This window comes from Streptococcus sp. UBA632 (genome assembly GCF_002300045.1).
Lineage (GTDB): Bacteria > Bacillota > Bacilli > Lactobacillales > Streptococcaceae > Streptococcus > Streptococcus alactolyticus.
Genome location: NZ_DBPA01000017.1, coordinates 1 through 17,518 on the forward strand (window position 1 = coordinate 1; position 17,518 = coordinate 17,518).

Consider the following 17,518-nt stretch of genomic DNA (forward strand, 5'->3'; position numbering starts at 1 on the left):
AATGCTGATAATCTCCCAGCTAGGAACTTTTTCAATGCTCAAATAACTGCTTGACTTATTTTTTAGAAATTGAGTTTTTTTCTTGACTATTTCTGACCAAGTGCTAAAATAGTTATTGTAATGAGTTAGCACTAAAGAGTGTAGAGTGCTAATTTGAGATTTAGGTTTCTATTTCTCAGGATAAATAAGAAATTTGGAGGCAAAAGGCATGTTAAAACCATTAGGAGATCGTGTTGTTTTAAAAGTCGAAGAAGAAAAAGAACAAACCGTTGGTGGTCTTGTCCTAGCTGGAGTAAGTAAAGAAAGAACACAAGTAGCGACTGTTGTGTCTGTCGGTGAAGGTAGCCGTACGTTGACTGGTGAATTGGTAGCACCAAGTGTTGCTGCCGGTGACAAGGTTCTTATTGAACATGGTTCTGGAATTGAAGTCAAAGATGGTGACGACAAAGTCATGATTGTTCGTGAAGCAGAAATTTTAGCGGTATTAGCTTAATAAAAACGTCAGTGGTACGTTAATCTATTAAAGTTAAAAGAGGGATATATTATGGTTAAAGATATTAAATTTTCATCAGATGCGCGTGAAAGTATGGTACGCGGGGTTGATATTTTAGCAGATACGGTGAAAGTAACCTTAGGTCCTAAAGGACGCAATGTGGTACTTGAAAAATCATTTGGTTCACCATTGATCACGAATGATGGTGTGACAATCGCCAAAGAAATCGAATTAGAAGACCATTTTGAAAATATGGGTGCTAAATTGGTATCAGAAGTTGCCTCTAAAACAAATGATATCGCTGGTGATGGTACAACAACTGCGACTGTTTTAACACAAGCTATCGTGCGTGAAGGTCTTAAAAACGTGACTGCAGGAGCAAATCCAATTGGTATTCGTCGCGGTATCGAATCTGCGGTTTCAGTAGCTGTCGATGCTTTGAAATCAATTGCACAACCAGTTGCTAACAAGGAAGCAATTGCCCAAGTTGCTGCCGTATCATCACGTTCTGAAAAAGTTGGTGAATACATCTCAGAAGCTATGGAAAAAGTTGGTAATGACGGTGTTATCACAATCGAAGAATCACGTGGTATGGAAACAGAACTTGACGTGGTTGAAGGGATGCAATTTGACCGTGGTTACTTGTCACAATATATGGTAACTGACAATGAAAAAATGGTTGCTGAACTTGACAACCCTTATATCTTGATTACCGATAAGAAAATCTCAAATATTCAAGACATCTTGCCATTGCTTGAAGAAGTCTTGAAAACAAGCCGTCCGCTTCTTATTATTGCCGATGATATCGATGGTGAAGCTCTTCCAACACTTGTTCTTAACAAAATCCGTGGTACCTTTAATGTCGTAGCGGTTAAAGCACCAGGCTTTGGTGATCGTCGTAAAGCCATGCTTGAAGATATTGCTATCTTGACAGGTGGTACAGTGATTACTGAAGACCTTGGTCTTGAGTTGAAAGACGCAAACATGACTGCTCTTGGACAAGCCGCTAAAGTAACCGTTGATAAAGACAGTACAGTTATAGTGGAAGGTGCTGGTGATAGCGCTGCTATTGCTGACCGTGTCAATGTAATTAAATCACAATTGGCTGCAACAACATCTGAATTTGACCGTGAAAAATTGCAAGAACGTCTTGCTAAATTAGCAGGTGGTGTTGCCGTAATTAAAGTCGGCGCTGCAACAGAAACAGAATTGAAAGAAATGAAATTGCGTATTGAAGATGCCCTTAACGCGACACGTGCTGCCGTTGAAGAAGGTATCGTTGCTGGTGGTGGTACAGCACTTGTTAATGTCATTTCAAAAGTTGCAGAACTTGAATTGGAAGGTGACGAAGCAACAGGACGTAACATCGTACTTCGTGCCTTGGAAGAACCTGTTCGTCAAATTGCAACAAACGCTGGTTACGAAGGTTCAGTTGTCATTGAACGTTTGAAAAATGAATCACTTGGTACAGGTTTCAACGCTGCTAACGGTGAATGGGTAGATATGGTTGAAGCTGGTATCATCGACCCAGTGAAAGTAACACGTTCAGCTCTTCAAAACGCTGCCTCTGTTGCTAGTTTGATTTTGACGACAGAAGCTGTCGTGGCTAACAAACCGGAACCTGCTGCTCCAGCACAACCTGCTCCAGGTATGGATCCATCAATGATGGGTGGCTTCTAATTATCCACTCTAGTCAGATTTTACTCGATAAAGAAGTTAAGAGGTTTCTCTTAGCTTCTTTTTTTTAGTTTTTCCCTTAAAATTTGATATAATAGGACAAATATGACACATGATAAGGTTTACAGATGGAGGTGAGGGTATTGGATGATAAAGAATTCCTGCAGATTGGGGAATTATATCGGAAATTACGCTTAGCGCGTGGTTTGAAATTAAAAGACGTTGCTAACCAACAATTATCCCTTTCCCAACTCTCTAAATTTGAAAATGGGCAGACCATGATTGCGGCAGATAAGTTGTTGGTTGCGCTGTCTGGCATTCACATGAGTTTAGCAGAATTTGGCCACGCTCTTAACCATTACCAAGAGAGCCCCTTCTTTTCTAAAGGCAAGCAAATTGCGATGCTTCAATTGACAGGTGATGTTGATGGTTTAAAAGCTTTGATACATGATGTGGCAGATACCGATGTTTACACGCGTTTGAATGCCATCGATGTGGCGAGTGCTATTCAGTCGCTTGACCCAGTTTATGCGATTTCAGAAGCAGACAAGGCTTTTTTGACAGATTATCTCTATGGCATCGAGGAGTGGACAGAATACGAACTCTACTTGTTTGGCAATACCATGTCTATCTTGTCTAGTAAGGATTTGATTTTTTTGGGTAAAGCCTTTGCTGAGCGGGATAGCTTTTACCAAACCTTGCCTCAGCACAGAAAGACAGCTGAGTTGATCTTTTTAAATATCATGTTTGCCTTAATTGAGCGGCGTGAGTTGCATCACATTCCTTATTTTATGGAAAAATTGGAAGCTTTGCTGACTTATCAAGATATGTTTGCCTTGAGCGTCTTGACCTTTTTGCGACAAGTACTTGATTACCTCAATGGCTCTTTGGTAAGTGTGACACCTATCAAAGATTATATTGATATGGTTAAAAAAGTGGGCAATCCGACCTTGGCTGATTTGCTGACTGAGCGTCTTGCAGCCTTTGGATTGATAGAAAAAATCTGAGCCTTTGCACTCAGATTTTGATAATTATTTCTTTAAAATGGCCAAATACGAAAAGTAAGTAGCAAAAAAGCCAAAAGCAATCCTTTAAAACGCATCTCAAAAACCTCCTTTTCTTACCATTATAACCGAATAACCGAGAAATGACTAAAAACATCTGATTATCAGATGTGAGAATAAAAAATTTATTTTCATATTTGAAAATTCTGTAAATTTCACTTTTTTTATGGTATAGTATTCTTATAAGTATTTACTGATAGTACTTATGCAACAATTGTTTGATTTGGCGATGCTAAAAAACGATTGTTAGGGGGACTAGGTTTTCCTAGGGAGAGATGAAAGATCATTACTTGTAAAAGAATTTGACGCTTGACTTGCTCAAACTAACAGGTCATACCTAAGATAAATACCATGGTGGTGGTTCGGTGCATTATGGATCGATTTTTAAATTAATGCAGTAGCAGGTATGACAAGAGAAATGATTTGTAAGGTCTAAGGTTCTCGACTAGAGTGTTTCTAGTAGGCCTTATTATTATTTGACAGGCATCACTAGTTATCTAGTGGTGTTTTAATATATTTTTAATTAAGCAAATAAGGTCGAAATATCCTTGCTTTTTTGGTTGTCTTAAAAGAGGATAAGCGCACAGTTGTAACTGTTTTCAAGTTCTAAAAAGCTTTTTTTAAAAAAATTCAGAAAACGCTTTACAAAATGAAAATACGTGCTATAATAAAATCATCAAAGCAACGCAAACGTTTGCGTAGCTTTAAGCGCAAATCAATCTCTTTTTAAATGGAAAAATAGATGGCATTATTTTTTTAAGTCAAAAAGCAATTGGTTTATTAGCAAAAAGGTTTAAGGAGTTATTACATGAAGAAAGCATTTCAAAAGTTAACCAGCTTTGAATTTTGGCAAAAGTTCGGTAAATGCTTGATGGTTGTTATTGCTGTTATGCCAGCAGCAGGGTTGATGGTTAGTATCGGAAACTCACTTCCTCTGATCAATGCCGACTCAGCTATCTTAGCAACTGTTGGTAACGTTATTGCCCAAATTGGTTGGGGAATTATCAATAACCTTCACATTCTCTTTGCATTAGCTATCGGGGGTAGCTGGGCTAAGGAGCGTGCAGGTGGTGCGTTCGCAGCTGGTATTGCATTTATTTTGATCAATCTTATCACAGGTCACGTTTATGGTGTTACCCTTGATATGATTGAAGATGGAACAAGTGTGGTTCACAACGTTCTTGGTTCACCAATGCTTGTTTCTGACTATTTCGTTGACATTCTTGGACAACCTGCTCTTAACATGGGTGTCTTTGTCGGAATCATCTCAGGTTTTGTAGGGGCAACAGCTTACAACAAATACTACAACTACCGTAAATTGCCAGATGTTTTGTCATTCTTTAACGGAAAACGTTTTGTTCCATTTGTCGTTATCTTCCGTGCAATAATCGTTGGTTTGATCATGGCTGTTGTTTGGCCAATCATCCAATCAGGTATCAATGGATTTGGTACATGGATTGCATCATCACAAGATTCTGCTCCATTCTTGGCGCCATTCTTGTATGGTACGTTAGAGCGTTTGCTTCTACCATTTGGTTTGCACCACATGATTACAATCCCAATGAACTACACTTCTCTTGGTGGTACTTACGTTATCCTTACAGGTGCTCAACAAGGTGCAGAAGTATTTGGACAAGACCCACTTTGGTTGGCATGGGTAACTGACCTTATCAACCTTAAAGGTTCTAATGTAACAGAATACCAAAACCTTCTTGCAACAGTTGTTCCAGCTCGTTTCAAAGTTGGACAAATGATTGGTGCAACTGGTACTTTGATGGGGGTTGCTTATGCAATGTACCGTAATGTTGACCCAGACAAGAAGAAAAAATACTCTGCTATGTTTATCTCAACAGCAGCAGCAACTTTCCTAACAGGTGTAACTGAGCCAATCGAGTACATGTTCATGTTCGTTGCGATGCCACTTTACGTTGTGTATGCAGTGGTACAAGGTTTGACATTTGCATTGGCTGACTTGGTAAACCTACGTCTTCACTCATTCGGTAATATCGAATTGCTAACACGTACACCGATGGCTATTAAAGCAGGACTTGGTGGCGACTTATTCAACTTTGTTATTTGCTCAATCTTGTCAGGTGTGTTGATGTACTTCATCGCAGACTTCATGATTAAGAAATTTAACTACGCAACTCCAGGTCGTAACGGTAACTACGACGATATGGATTCTGAAGATGCAGCAGCATCAGGTGATTCATCAAACGGTGGCACTATCGGTCACGCAGATACTCAAGTTATCCAAATCATCAACCTTCTTGGTGGACGTGAAAACATTGAAGATGTAGATGCTTGTATGACGCGTCTTCGTGTAACTGTTAAAGATATTGTTAAAGTCGGTGACGAAGAAACTTGGAAAAAAGCTGGTGCGATGGGCTTGATTATCAAAGGTAATGGTGTTCAAGCGGTTTACGGACCAAAAGCTGATATCTTGAAATCTGATATCCAAGACTTCCTAGACTCAGGTGCTGAAGTTCCAAAAATTGATTTTTCAGAAGTAGAAGGTCACGACGTTACTCAAGTATCTTATAAAGGTGCTGTTGAAATGGTTGAATCTATCGTTGATGGTGAAGTACGACCAATCACAGACGTTAAAGACCCTGTCTTTGCAGGTAAAATGATGGGTGATGGTTTCATCGTGGAACCTGAAAATGGTAACATCTTCTCTCCTGTATCAGGTATCGTGACAAGTGTCTTCCCAACAAAACACGCCTTTGGTTTGTTGACAGATAACGGACTTGAAGTGCTTGTTCACATTGGTTTGGATACAGTAGCCCTTAACGGTGTGCCATTCTCTGTTAAAGTGGCTGAAGGTCAACGTGTGAAAGCTGGCGATCTTCTTGTAGTAGCAGACCTAGCAGCTATCGAATCTGCAGGACGTGAAACAACTGTTATCGTTGCCTTTACAAATACTGCTGAAATCAAATCAGTAACCTTGACAAAAGTTGGTAAACAAAAAGCCAACACAGTGGTTGCTAAAGTAGAATTATAAGATTAGAATATCTAATAAGCAAAGAGAGTCTAAGATAAGAATCGAGGACTCTCCTTTGATTTTTGGGGAGAAAGACATGGCTAAATTTTTAACGCTTAATACGCATTCTTGGTTAGAGGCAAATTCATTAAAGAAATTATTCGATTTGGCGGAGCACATTTACATTGAAGATTATGATGTGATTTGTTTGCAAGAAATCAATCAAGATATTCGTGGTTTATTAACCAAAGAGATTGAAGGGTATGAGGAATTACCAGGTAGTCCAGAACTCCATCGTGACAATTATGCCCTACAATTAGTCAATTATCTTAAGAGCCAAGGCAGACATTATTACTGGTCTTGGGCTTATAATCATATCGGTTATGACAAATACAATGAGGGTGTTGTTATCTTGTCAAAAGAGCCACTGAAAGTCAAAGATGTTTTAGTGTCTGATGTGGACGATGAAACGGATTATCACACACGACGTGTCCTTGTTGGTGAAACCAAAGCCGATGGAAAGCCTATTACAGTTGTTAGTTTGCATATGTCTTGGTTTGGCAAAGGCTTCGAAGAAGAATGGAACAAGCTGGAAACCGCTTTGAGTGATTATCCAAAACCAATGGTGCTCATGGGAGATTTTAATAACCCGACAGATACTGCTGGTTATGACATGGTTTTAAAGAGCCCGCTTGAGTTGCAAGATAGCCACAAGGTAGCAAAAGTCATTCAAGGTGATCACACCATCATCGAAGATATCGACGGTTGGGAAGGGAATAAGCAGTCTCTAAAAGTTGATCACGTCTTTACAAGTAAAGATATTGATGTCTTGTCGTCTGTGGTTGTATTTGACGGCGGTGCTTCACCAATTGTGAGCGACCACTTTGGTATTGCGGTTGATATTGAGTTTTAATGAGCAAAAATAAAAGGAAGATGTTGTCATCTTCCTTTTTGCTATGTTAATCAATAATTGGGCTTTTTAGGTAAGCATCAACGAGGCGTTCGGTTGCTTGAACAGAATCGATGTGCGTACGTTCGTATGAGTGGCTTGATTCGATACCTGCACCAAATAGAGCGTGTTTGACCTCAGCGCCTGCGCGAAGAGCTGCTGAAGCGTCACTGCCGTAGTATGGGTAAATATCCAATTTATAAGGAATTTTATTTTCTTCAGCCAAATGGACCAAGTGTTGACGCAATTCGTAATGGTAAGGTCCTGAAGCATCTTTGACACAGATTGATACACTGTATTCGTCTGTTTGTTGATCATCTCCCATGGCTCCCATGTCAACGGCAAGGTATTCAACAGTTTCAGCTGGGATACTTGAGTTGGCACCGTGTCCTAATTCTTCAAATGCTGAGAAATAGAAGTGGGTTGTGTATGGTAAGGCGATATTTTCTTCCTTGTAGGTTTTAAGCAGTTTGATGAGAATGGCTGCTGAAACTTTATCATCTAAGTGACGTGATTTGATGAAACCTGATTCTGTGACAACCACACGAGGGTCAAATGAGATGAAATCACCGACTTCAATGCCCAAAGCGCGTGTTTCTGCTTCAGAAGTGACTTTCTCATCCAAACGGATTTCCATATTGGCTTGGTTGCGTTCGGCTGTACCAGCATCTTTGTAAACGTGGACAGATGTTTGGTGCATGAGAATGGTTCCGCTGATTTGTTTGCCGTTTTTAGCCACATGGACAATACAGTTTTCCCCTTCGATCGCATTGTAAACAAAGCCACCGATAAGGTCCATTTTTAGGCGACCGTCTGGTTTGATGGCACGAACCATGGCACCAAGTGTATCAAGGTGAGCGGTCACGATGCGGTGTTTGTTATCGTCTTTTCCTGTCACGCTAACCATGACACCCCCTTTATTGGTACGAGTTGGAACGTAACCAAAACTTTCCAATTCAGCAATGAGGTAATTCATGATGTGGCTAGTGTAGCCAGTAGGTGATGGAATATTCGTGAGTTTTGTAATGTAATCAACTGTTGTTTGCATAATGATCTCCAATAATATCTAATCAGCTTATAAAATAAGCTCATTACCATTATACCATGACTTTTCCGTTTGGTAGAAGATTTGGCTAATGGGCTTGGCTGACTTGGGCTAATCGCTTCATGGTAATTTTGGCAAGACGTTCCACATCTGCACCGGTCCCACGTAATTCAAAATCACCTAACATTGGGAAACCAAAACGTTTGGCGTATTGTTTGGCTGTCAGGCAATACTGCTCGTTGAAATTGCGGTTTCCAGAGCCAATAATACCAATGCAGTGCTTATCATTGCCGTGTGCAGCGATGAAATCCCCCAAAGGATTGGTTAAAATTTCCACATCGCCTGTATCAATGCCGTTTCCTCCCTCTAAATAAGTTGGCAAAATGGCGACAAAAGGTTCTGTAATAGGGAAAGTATCATGATTAAGGTCTTTAACATTGATTTCTTCTGTCTGTAAGTCATACTGACTCAGCAAATGCTCCCTAAAACGCTTGGCAAAGCTCTTGGTATTGCCACTTAAACTAATATAAACAACATATAAGAGTGATTGTCTCTTTTGATCTAACATCGCAATGTACCTTTCAATAGTCTACCTAAAAATGTAACATAAAGGACTGAGATAGACAAGGAAGAGGGGAACTATAGATTTTAAAATACCCCTAAAGGATCAGATGCGCTGTAAACCTTTAGGGGTATTGACTACTCATTAAATCCGTTGTCAACAGTAACTTGTTTGAACCACTCACCAGATTTTTTAATTGTTTTGACTTGTGTATGAATATTATTTGATATAAATCCATAGCGATTACGATAAGCATTCACCCAAGACCAACAATCAATTGGTGTCCAAAGGTGATATCCAAAACAATTTGAACCTTCCTTGATTCCTCGGTGAAGACAAGCAAGATGTTCTTTGATAAAGTCAATACGATAGTCATCCTGAATTTGCCCATTTTCGTCCATGAAACGTTCCTCATGAGAAACCCCCATCCCATTTTCAGAAACAAACCAAGGAATGTTCTTATAATTATCTCGAATATTGACAGCGATGTCGTAAATAGCTTCTGGATAAATTTCCCATCCTTTATCAATATTCATACGACGACCAGGCATTTTGTATTCATCGTAGTAACGGTTTGGTAACCAATCGCCTACAGAATTCGGCGCAATATCAGGTGCTTTTACACGATTGGGGTGATAAAAATTAACTCCTAAAAAGTCCACAGTATTTGCTTTAAGGATGTCAGAATCTCCAAGTTCTGTTTGCCAAATAACCCCATCATTTGTTAGAATCTCTTCGAGTTCTTTTGGAAATTCTCCATTGATAGCAGGTTCAAGGAACATTTTGTTGTTCCAAAGTTCAGCAAAGTGTGCTGCGGCTAAATCTTCTTTGGAATTAGAGGCAGAGTAAGTAGGTGTTAAATTTAAAATTGTACCAATTCGTCCACCGTCTTTATCTAAACCAAGCTCTTTAAATTTAGCGATAGCTTTTGCAGAAGCAATATTTAAGTTATATGCAACTTGAACTGCTTTTTTACCATCAACTAATTTAGGGTAATGAAATTGATAAAGGTATTCTCCGTCAACAACAACCATTGGTTCATTGTGTGTTGTCCAATCTTTAACGCGATCGCCAAAAGCCTTAAACGCTTGTTCTGCAAAGCCAACATAAAGATCTACGACATGGCGTGCTTCCCACCCTCCATATCTGTGATAAAGCTCAACAGGTAGATCGAAGTGATGCAAATTCATAATGGGACGAATGCCATTTTCGATGAAGCAGTCGATGACATTATTATAGAATTCTAGTGCCTCTTGATTAACGGTATTTGTTTCAAGGTCATCGATTAGACGGGTCCATTGAATAGAGGTACGAACACTATTAAGCCCAACTTTTTTCATTAAAGCAATATCTTCTTTATAGCTATTATAAAAGTTTGAGGCTGTATCAGGTCCTACATGGTTATAAAATACCTCAGGTTCAATTTCATACCAATAGTCAAACATATTAGCGTGTTTTTTATTGAAACGTCCTTCGCTTTGAGGTCCTGATGTAGCAGCACCCCACCAAAAATGATTTGGAAATGTGTAAGTTACCATAAGCTTCACCTCATTTTATTTTTAATAAAATTATATACTTTTTAAATACAAAAAACAATATTTATATTTAAAAATACTAGACTTTTAAGCGGGAATATTTTATACTTACACTGTAAAGATAAAATTAGAAGAAAGAGGCGTAGTTATGAACAAATTTCTGGATAGTATTAGCGACAAGCTCTTACCTGTAGCAAACAAATTAGCATCAAATCGATATCTATCAATTTTAAGAGATGCTTTTATGTTGGCGTTTCCTTTAACCATGTTTGGCTCGATTGTTGTGGTTATTTGTAATCTTCCTTTTTTAAACGACGAAATGAAAGCGCTTTTGAACGAACTGTTAGGTAGTGGTCAAAGTGCAACCATGTCTATTATGACTGTCTTTGTTACTTTTGGTATTGGTTATTATTTATCAAAATCTTATGATGTGGAAGGTATTTTTGGGGGTGCTATTTCATTTGCAAGTTTCCTTATATTGACACCATTTTTTGTCACAAGCGATAGTGGTGAAACGATTTCGAATGTTTTAAGTCTTGATCGACTTGGTGCTAAAGGGATGTTTCTTGGAATGATTGTATCTTTTATAGCAGCTGAGATTTATAGTAGAACTAGCCGAAAAGGTTGGCAAATAAAAATGCCTGATAGCGTTCCACCTGCAGTTGCTAAATCATTTGCCGCATTGATTCCAGCTATATTAACTTTATCTATTTTTACCGCTATCAATGCTATTGTGACAGTTGGTTTAAATACCAATCTTCATGATGTTATTTATAATATTATTCAAGTTCCGTTAGTTGGTTTGGGAAGTAGTATTTGGGCAACGTTGCTTGCTATCTTCTTTATTCAATTCTTATGGTTTTTCGGACTTCATGGACAAATTCTTGTAAATTCGGTAATGGATCCCGTTTGGAATACTCTAATGTTCGAAAACTTGGAAGCCTACAAAGCAGGTGAGCATCTTCCTCATATTATTACAAAACCTTTCATGGAGGTATTTACAGTTGGTTTAGGTGGCTCAGGTATGACTTTGGCAGTTGTCATTATTATGGCATTCTTCTTGCGAAAGAAACAATATCGTGATGTTGGTCGTTTAGCGTTAGGTGCAGGAATATTCAATGTTAACGAGCCTGTTATCTTTGGTTTACCAATTGTACTAAATGCAACGATTCTTATTCCTTGGGTCATTGCTCCAATCATTGTTACAGCATTTAATTATTTTGTTATGGCCATTGGGATCGTGCCTGCTCCAACAGGTGTGTCTGTACCTTGGACTGTCCCAATATTCTTTAGTGGTATAATTGCAACCAATTCGCTAGCAGGAGGACTTCTCCAAATTGTCGATTTTATACTTGTAGGATTTATTTGGTATCCATTCTTAAGAATGCTAGACAAACAAGAGGATTCTGCGTTATAATAAAGGTATTATTGGAATATTGGTCTATACATTAGGACCTTATTAAAATAAAACGTACAGTAAGGAATGGACTTGGAGGAGGCAGGCATTTATGTCAGAACCGTTATTTTTAAAATCGCAAATGCATGATAAAATTTGGGGAGGCACGAAGCTTCGTGAGGCCTTTGGTTATGATATTCCAACTGAAACAACGGGTGAGTATTGGGCAATCTCAGCTCACCCAAATGGGGTTTCGGTTATCAAAAATGGTATTTACGAAGGCGAAGGCTTAGATCAATTGTATCGCGAGCACAAAGAGCTTTTTGGCCACCCAAAATCAGAAGTTTTTCCTTTGTTAATCAAGATTTTGGATGCTAATGACTGGCTTAGTGTTCAGGTTCACCCTGATGACGCTTTTGCTTTAGCTCACGAAGGCGAACTTGGTAAAACAGAATGCTGGTATATCATTGCAGCAGATGAAGGAGCTGAGATTATATACGGTCATAATGCCAAGTCAAAAGAAGAGTTACGCCAATGGATTGAAGAAGGTCGCTGGGATGATTTGTTAACAAAAATCCCTGTTAAGGCTGGTGATTTCTTCTATGTTCCAAGTGGGACGATGCACGCGATTGGTAAGGGGATCTTGATTTTAGAAACACAACAATCCAGTGATACAACTTATCGTGTGTACGATTTTAATCGTCGTGACGCCCAAGGCAATTTAAGAAAGCTTCACATTGATAAGTCAATTGATGTGTTAACTATTGGGAAACCAGCAAACAGCACGCCAGCAACGATGGCAGTTGACCATTTGGAATCAACCTTGTTGGTATCAAACAAATTCTTTTCTGTTTACCGTTGGGAAGTTACAGGCTTGGTCGATTTCACGCAAACTGTTCCTTATTTGTTGCTTAGTGTCTTGTCTGGTCAGGGGCAATTGACTGTTGATGGTCGTGTCTATGATCTGAAAAAAGGTGATCACTTTATCTTGCCAAATGACGTGAAAGAATGGTCATTTGATGGGCAATTAGAGATGATTGTGAGCCATCCTAACGAAGACTAATACGCATCTTTGGTTTGTTCTACTTTTTATAATAAAACAGGAAATCCGTATGGATTTCTTTTCTGTTATCTTGTCAACAACCTGTGACAAGATGTTTTACTTGTGTCAACGAGAAAAAGTTAGTTATATTAGCGTCTAACATCTGATGGGTTGACAAGTTTGTCAAGTTAAGTTGGCAAACTTGTCAACGACGTGTCAAGGCTTGAAAGAAGGGAAAATTATGGAAAAATACAATCTTATTGCAAACGATGTCCGAAAGAAAATTTTAGAAGGGTTTTATAAGCCAAATGAGCAGTTGCCTTTTGAACGTGATTTTTGTGAGTACTACAATGTGAGTAAAATGACGGTTAAAAAAGCTCTGGATATTTTGGTGGCGGAAGGTTTGATTTACAAACGTCGTGGGGCTGGGACTTTTGTCATGGATTTACCAGTTGAAAAGATGGAAAAAATGCTGATGGATATTCAGATGATGGGGACGACAGCTTTTTATCCTGATAAAACGATTACTAGTCGAGTTTTGGATTTTTCAGTGGTGAAAGCAACACCTGAAATTGCTGATAAATTGAAAATCAAAGAAACCAGCTTTGTTTACAAAATCAATCGCGTGCGTTTTGTGAATGATAAGCCTACTGTCATCGAAGAAACTTATATGCCTATCGATTTGATTACAGGATTGCGCTTAGAGCAAGTTGAGCATTCGATTTATGATTACATTGAGAATGATTTGGGTTTGAAAATCCAATCAGGTCACCGTACGATTACGGTTCGCCGTGCAACAGATACGGAAGCACATTATTTGGATTTGGAAAGCGGCGATCCTGTGGCAGTTGCGGTTCAAACAGGTTATTTAAATACAGGTGTGGCTTTTGAATATTCTATCAGTAAACACCGCTACGACGAATTTTCTGTTGAGATTGTTTTGACCCATAATTAATGCTAGAGATGCCGTGATTTTTACGGCAGATGAGTTGGTATTTTAGGGTATTTAATGTTAAAATAATAGACAATATCAACAATCTGTATGCGTAAGAAGAGGTCATTATGGCAAAAAATGTAAATTTAACAGGAGAAGAAGTCGTTGAGCTGACAGCTCAGTACATGAGCGAATCTGATGTTCAAATGGTCCAAAAGGCGTTGGATTATGCTACTAAAGCTCATTTTTACCAAGTCAGACAATCTGGTGAGCCTTATATCATTCACCCGATCCAAGTAGCGGGCATTTTAGCGGAACTTCATTTGGATGCGGTAACAGTGGCTTGTGGTTTCTTGCACGATGTGGTAGAAGATACCGAGTTGACTTTGGAAGACATTGAAAAAGAATTTGGACGCGATGTGCGTGATATCGTGGATGGAGTGACCAAGCTTGGTAAGGTTGAATACAAATCACACGAAGAACAATTGGCAGAGAACCATCGTAAAATGCTGATGGCGATGTCAAAAGATATTCGCGTTATCTTGGTCAAATTGGCAGACAGGCTACACAATATGCGTACGTTGAAACACTTACGTAAGGATAAGCAGGAACGCATTTCGCGTGAAACCATGGAAATTTACGCACCTTTGGCACACCGTTTAGGGATTAGCCGTATCAAGTGGGAATTGGAAGATTTGTCTTTTCGTTACCTTAATGAAGTCGAGTTTTACAAGATTTCTCACATGATGAAGGAAAAACGTCGTGAAAGAGAAGCCTTGGTTGACGAGATTGTCAAGAAAATCAAGGACTACACGCAAGAACAAGGGCTTTACGGCGATGTTTATGGACGTCCAAAACACATTTACTCAATTTACCGCAAGATGCGTGACAAAAAGAAACGCTTTGATCAGATTTATGATCTGATTGCCATTCGTTGCATCATGGAAACACCAAGCGATGTTTATGCCATGGTGGGTTACATTCACGAATTGTGGCGCCCAATGCCAGGACGTTTCAAAGACTACATTGCGGCTCCAAAGTCAAATGGTTATCAATCAATCCATACCACTGTTTATGGTCCAAAAGGTCCCATTGAAATCCAAATTAGAACCAAGGAAATGCACCAAGTCGCCGAATATGGTGTAGCTGCTCACTGGGCTTATAAAAAAGGAATCAAAGGCAAGGTTGACAAGCAAGAACAAGCGGTCGGCATGAGCTGGATTAAAGAGCTTGTGGAATTGCAAGACGCTTCAAACGGTGATGCCATTGACTTTGTGGATTCTGTTAAGGAAGATATTTTCTCAGAGCGCATTTACGTCTTTACACCGACAGGTGCCGTGCAAGAATTGCCAAAAGATTCTGGTCCAATTGATTTTGCCTACGCTATCCACACACAAGTAGGTGAAAAGGCAGTTGGTGCCAAGGTTAATGGACGCATGGTTCCCTTGACGGCTAAATTAAAAACAGGTGATGTCGTTGAAATTGTCACCAATCAAAATTCATTTGGGCCTAGCCGTGACTGGATTAAGATTGTTAAGACCAACAAAGCTCGCAATCGTATTCGTCAATTTTTGAAAAACCAAGACAAGGAACTCTCGGCCAATAAAGGTCGTGAGTTGTTGGTGGATTATTTTCAAGACCATGGTTACGTTGCTAATAAATATCTAGATAAAAAGCATATCGAAGCGATTTTGCCACGTTTTAGTGTGCGCAGTGAGGAAGCCTTGTATGCAGCTGTTGGATTTGGCGAAATCAGCGCCGTTGCTGTCTTTAATCGCCTGACTGAAAAAGAACGTCGTGAGGAAGAGCGTGCGAGAGCCAAAGCCGAAGCCGAAGAATTGATGAAAGGCGGCGAAGTCAAGACTGAAAACCGCGATGTTTTGAAGGTTCGCAGTGAAAATGGCGTGATTATTCAAGGGGCGTCAGGTTTGCTGATGCGTATCGCAAAATGTTGTAATCCTGTACCAGGTGATCCTATCGAAGGCTACATTACAAAAGGTCGCGGGGTTGCCATTCACCGTGCTGATTGCCATAATATCAAGAGCCAAGAGGGCTATGAAGAACGTTTAATTGAAGTGGAGTGGGACGATGCTAATTCAAGCAATGACTACTTGGCGGAAATTGATATTTACGGCTTGAACCGTTCAGGATTGCTCAATGACGTGCTACAAGTCGTGTCAAATGCGACAAAAAACGTATCAACCGTCAATGCCCAACCAACTAAGGATATGAAGTTTGCTAATATCCATATTAGCTTTGCTATTCCTAATCTAACAGCTCTGACAAGCGTGGTTGATAAAATCAAAATCATTCCAGATGTTTATTCTGTTAAGCGAACAAATGGGTGATGTTTTCTGTTAAATAAAGCACAGACTCCCAGTAGTTTTGTTCACTATTGGGGGTCTTTCGTCTAAGAAAGGTAATTAAAATGAAAATTGTGATGCAACGTGTCAAGCGTGCAGCCGTAAGCATCGATGAGGCTACTGTTGGTGCGATAGACCAAGGACTTCTATTATTGGTTGGCGTGGGACCAGATGACCAGCAGGAAGATTTGGATTATGCGGTGCGTAAAATCGTCAATATGCGTATTTTTTCAGATGATAATGGTAAGATGAACTTGTCAGTCCAAGATATCAAGGGCAAGATTTTGTCTGTTTCTCAGTTTACGCTGTTTGCAGAAACCAAAAAAGGCAATCGCCCAGCTTTTTCAGGTGCTGCAGAGCCTGAGATGGCAGAGAAGTATTATCAAGCGTTTAATGCTGCCCTATCCCAATTTGTCCCAGTTGAAACAGGGCAATTTGGTGCTGATATGCAGGTAAGTCTAGTCAATGACGGCCCTGTGACTATCCTACTAGACACCAAATCGCGCTAGTAATGTCTGTATTTAAAATGATTGGAGAGATATGTCAATAGAGAAATGGTTCCCTGAAGCTCGTCGTGACAAAGAGGACACGTCTGGTGAGGAGTGGATTGTTTTAGAGGAAAATGGTCAAAAGTGGTACCTTCCCATTGCCCAACTCAGTGAGCGTGAAAAAGCCTTGCTGCAGTTTAAGCAGGTGGCCATTTCAGATAATAGTCACACCAACCATCCTTGGTATCGGTATTTGGTGCAAAAAAAGGGCAATCCTCCAACAACCTACAAACGACTACAGATGATTTACATCGAGCATCCTTATGCCCTTCCCAAAGAGTTGTTCACGTTTTTTAAGACGCTATTGCCTAATCTCATTACGGTGGTGACCTTGTCGGAAAATCGTAGCTTGCTCTTGCTCAATCAAGAACAGCCAATGGTGGTTGAGGATGTCATTCAAGATGTGTTGCCGACTTTGGAGAGTGATTTTGGAACCAAGCTGACCGTTTTCTTTGGCAATTGCTGGAATTGTGTGAAAAAGGAAGATGCTCAGATTTATTTTGAGGAGGAGATGCGGCTTTTTTCAAGTGTCAAATTGTATGGTGGCAATGAGAGAACCAGTACTTTTTCAGAATTGCTCCTCTTAAACCTTGCGCATGCTTCAGATGTTCCTACGATTAAACGCACGCTGTTGGAGTGTATTGACAATAGCAAAGATATGCGTGATGTCATCGTGATGTTGTGGCAAGAGCAGGGGAATTTAGCTAAAACAGCTCAACACCTGTACATTCACCGCAACTCCCTTCAGTATAAGTTGGAAAAATTTCGCTTAGCTTCTGGTTTGAATGTGAAAAACTTAAATGATTTGACCTTGTCTTATTTGTTGGTCAAGATGTCTTAATTTTGGTCATCTTGCACAAAAAAACTTGGGCATTTTGTCTCTATTTTGTAAACGCTGCCTTTGCTATAATAAAAGCACATCGTTCA

14 protein-coding genes are annotated in these 17,518 nt (G+C 39.6%); 11 read left to right on the forward strand and 3 right to left on the reverse strand.

The features are described 5' to 3' along the window. The first annotated feature begins 208 nt into the window (after positions 1-208). From groES to B3473_RS01755, 5 genes are all read left to right on the forward strand, one after another. A complete protein-coding gene (gene groES / locus B3473_RS01735) occupies positions 209-493 on the forward strand; it encodes a co-chaperone GroES (RefSeq protein ID WP_154454134.1) in 285 nt (94 codons plus the stop codon). A 51-nt stretch (positions 494-544) separates the two neighbouring features. Beyond that, the gene (groL, locus tag B3473_RS01740; RefSeq protein ID WP_154454133.1) at positions 545-2,173 is read left to right on the forward strand and encodes a chaperonin GroEL; all 1,629 of its coding nucleotides are present in this window, start codon (positions 545-547) and stop codon (positions 2,171-2,173) included. A gap of 125 nt (positions 2,174-2,298) precedes the next feature. Next, complete coding sequence (locus tag B3473_RS01745; RefSeq protein WP_293651020.1) at positions 2,299-3,177, forward strand: Rgg/GadR/MutR family transcriptional regulator; 879 nt, start codon at positions 2,299-2,301, stop codon at positions 3,175-3,177. Positions 3,178-4,042: 865 nt separating this feature from the next. Then, entirely contained in the window at positions 4,043-6,238 is a 2,196-nt protein-coding gene (locus B3473_RS01750; RefSeq protein WP_154454132.1) for a PTS transporter subunit IIBC, read from the forward strand. A 76-nt stretch (positions 6,239-6,314) separates the two neighbouring features. Further along, complete coding sequence (locus tag B3473_RS01755; RefSeq protein WP_168261083.1) at positions 6,315-7,130, forward strand: endonuclease/exonuclease/phosphatase family protein; 816 nt, start codon at positions 6,315-6,317, stop codon at positions 7,128-7,130. 46 nt (positions 7,131-7,176) lie between these two features. Here B3473_RS01755 and B3473_RS01760 read toward each other — a convergent pair whose 3' ends face one another. The 3 genes from B3473_RS01760 to B3473_RS01770 form a co-directional block, all read right to left on the reverse strand. Beyond that, on the reverse strand, positions 7,177-8,214 hold the full coding sequence (locus B3473_RS01760; protein ID WP_154454130.1) for a M42 family metallopeptidase: 1,038 nt from the start codon (positions 8,212-8,214) through the stop codon (positions 7,177-7,179). Between the two features lie 85 nt (positions 8,215-8,299). Next, entirely contained in the window at positions 8,300-8,779 is a 480-nt protein-coding gene (nrdI, locus tag B3473_RS01765; RefSeq protein WP_154454129.1) for a class Ib ribonucleoside-diphosphate reductase assembly flavoprotein NrdI, read from the reverse strand. A gap of 131 nt (positions 8,780-8,910) precedes the next feature. Next, positions 8,911-10,311, reverse strand: coding sequence for a glycoside hydrolase family 1 protein (locus tag B3473_RS01770; protein WP_264879591.1), 1,401 nt, complete (start codon positions 10,309-10,311; stop codon positions 8,911-8,913). 145 nt (positions 10,312-10,456) lie between these two features. Here B3473_RS01770 and celB point away from each other — a divergent pair, with 145 nt between their 5' ends. The 6 genes from celB (at position 10,457) to B3473_RS01800 (ending at position 17,432) form a co-directional block, all read left to right on the forward strand. Next, a complete protein-coding gene (gene celB / locus B3473_RS01775) occupies positions 10,457-11,725 on the forward strand; it encodes a PTS cellobiose transporter subunit IIC (protein WP_293651023.1) in 1,269 nt (422 codons plus the stop codon). A gap of 91 nt (positions 11,726-11,816) precedes the next feature. After that, positions 11,817-12,767, forward strand: a complete 951-nt coding sequence (gene manA / locus B3473_RS01780; RefSeq protein WP_154454126.1) for a mannose-6-phosphate isomerase, class I — start codon at positions 11,817-11,819, stop codon at positions 12,765-12,767. A gap of 220 nt (positions 12,768-12,987) precedes the next feature. Then, on the forward strand, positions 12,988-13,701 hold the full coding sequence (locus B3473_RS01785) for a GntR family transcriptional regulator (protein ID WP_154454125.1): 714 nt from the start codon (positions 12,988-12,990) through the stop codon (positions 13,699-13,701). A 107-nt stretch (positions 13,702-13,808) separates the two neighbouring features. After that, a complete protein-coding gene (locus B3473_RS01790) occupies positions 13,809-16,028 on the forward strand; it encodes a RelA/SpoT family protein (protein WP_154454124.1) in 2,220 nt (739 codons plus the stop codon). Between the two features lie 80 nt (positions 16,029-16,108). Then, the gene (dtd, locus tag B3473_RS01795; protein ID WP_154454123.1) at positions 16,109-16,552 is read left to right on the forward strand and encodes a D-aminoacyl-tRNA deacylase; all 444 of its coding nucleotides are present in this window, start codon (positions 16,109-16,111) and stop codon (positions 16,550-16,552) included. A gap of 31 nt (positions 16,553-16,583) precedes the next feature. After that, a complete protein-coding gene (locus tag B3473_RS01800; RefSeq protein ID WP_154454122.1) occupies positions 16,584-17,432 on the forward strand; it encodes a helix-turn-helix domain-containing protein in 849 nt (282 codons plus the stop codon). The last annotated feature ends 86 nt before the right edge of the window (positions 17,433-17,518 follow it).

Excerpts from the sequence above, each read along its gene's own strand:
- groES (WP_154454134.1), top strand. The coding sequence starts at position 209 with ATGTTAAAACCATTAGGAGATCGTGTTGTTTTAAAAGTCGAAGAAGAA.
- groL (WP_154454133.1), top strand. The coding sequence starts at position 545 with ATGGTTAAAGATATTAAATTTTCATCAGATGCGCGTGAAAGTATGGTA.
- B3473_RS01745 (WP_293651020.1), top strand. The coding sequence starts at position 2,299 with ATGGAGGTGAGGGTATTGGATGATAAAGAATTCCTGCAGATTGGGGAA.
- B3473_RS01750 (WP_154454132.1), top strand. The coding sequence starts at position 4,043 with ATGAAGAAAGCATTTCAAAAGTTAACCAGCTTTGAATTTTGGCAAAAG.
- B3473_RS01755 (WP_168261083.1), top strand. The coding sequence starts at position 6,315 with ATGGCTAAATTTTTAACGCTTAATACGCATTCTTGGTTAGAGGCAAAT.
- B3473_RS01760 (WP_154454130.1), bottom strand. The coding sequence starts at position 8,214 with ATGCAAACAACAGTTGATTACATTACAAAACTCACGAATATTCCATCA.
- nrdI (WP_154454129.1), bottom strand. The coding sequence starts at position 8,779 with ATGTTAGATCAAAAGAGACAATCACTCTTATATGTTGTTTATATTAGT.
- B3473_RS01770 (WP_264879591.1), bottom strand. The coding sequence starts at position 10,311 with ATGGTAACTTACACATTTCCAAATCATTTTTGGTGGGGTGCTGCTACA.
- celB (WP_293651023.1), top strand. The coding sequence starts at position 10,457 with ATGAACAAATTTCTGGATAGTATTAGCGACAAGCTCTTACCTGTAGCA.
- manA (WP_154454126.1), top strand. The coding sequence starts at position 11,817 with ATGTCAGAACCGTTATTTTTAAAATCGCAAATGCATGATAAAATTTGG.
- B3473_RS01785 (WP_154454125.1), top strand. The coding sequence starts at position 12,988 with ATGGAAAAATACAATCTTATTGCAAACGATGTCCGAAAGAAAATTTTA.
- B3473_RS01790 (WP_154454124.1), top strand. The coding sequence starts at position 13,809 with ATGGCAAAAAATGTAAATTTAACAGGAGAAGAAGTCGTTGAGCTGACA.
- dtd (WP_154454123.1), top strand. The coding sequence starts at position 16,109 with ATGAAAATTGTGATGCAACGTGTCAAGCGTGCAGCCGTAAGCATCGAT.
- B3473_RS01800 (WP_154454122.1), top strand. The coding sequence starts at position 16,584 with ATGTCAATAGAGAAATGGTTCCCTGAAGCTCGTCGTGACAAAGAGGAC.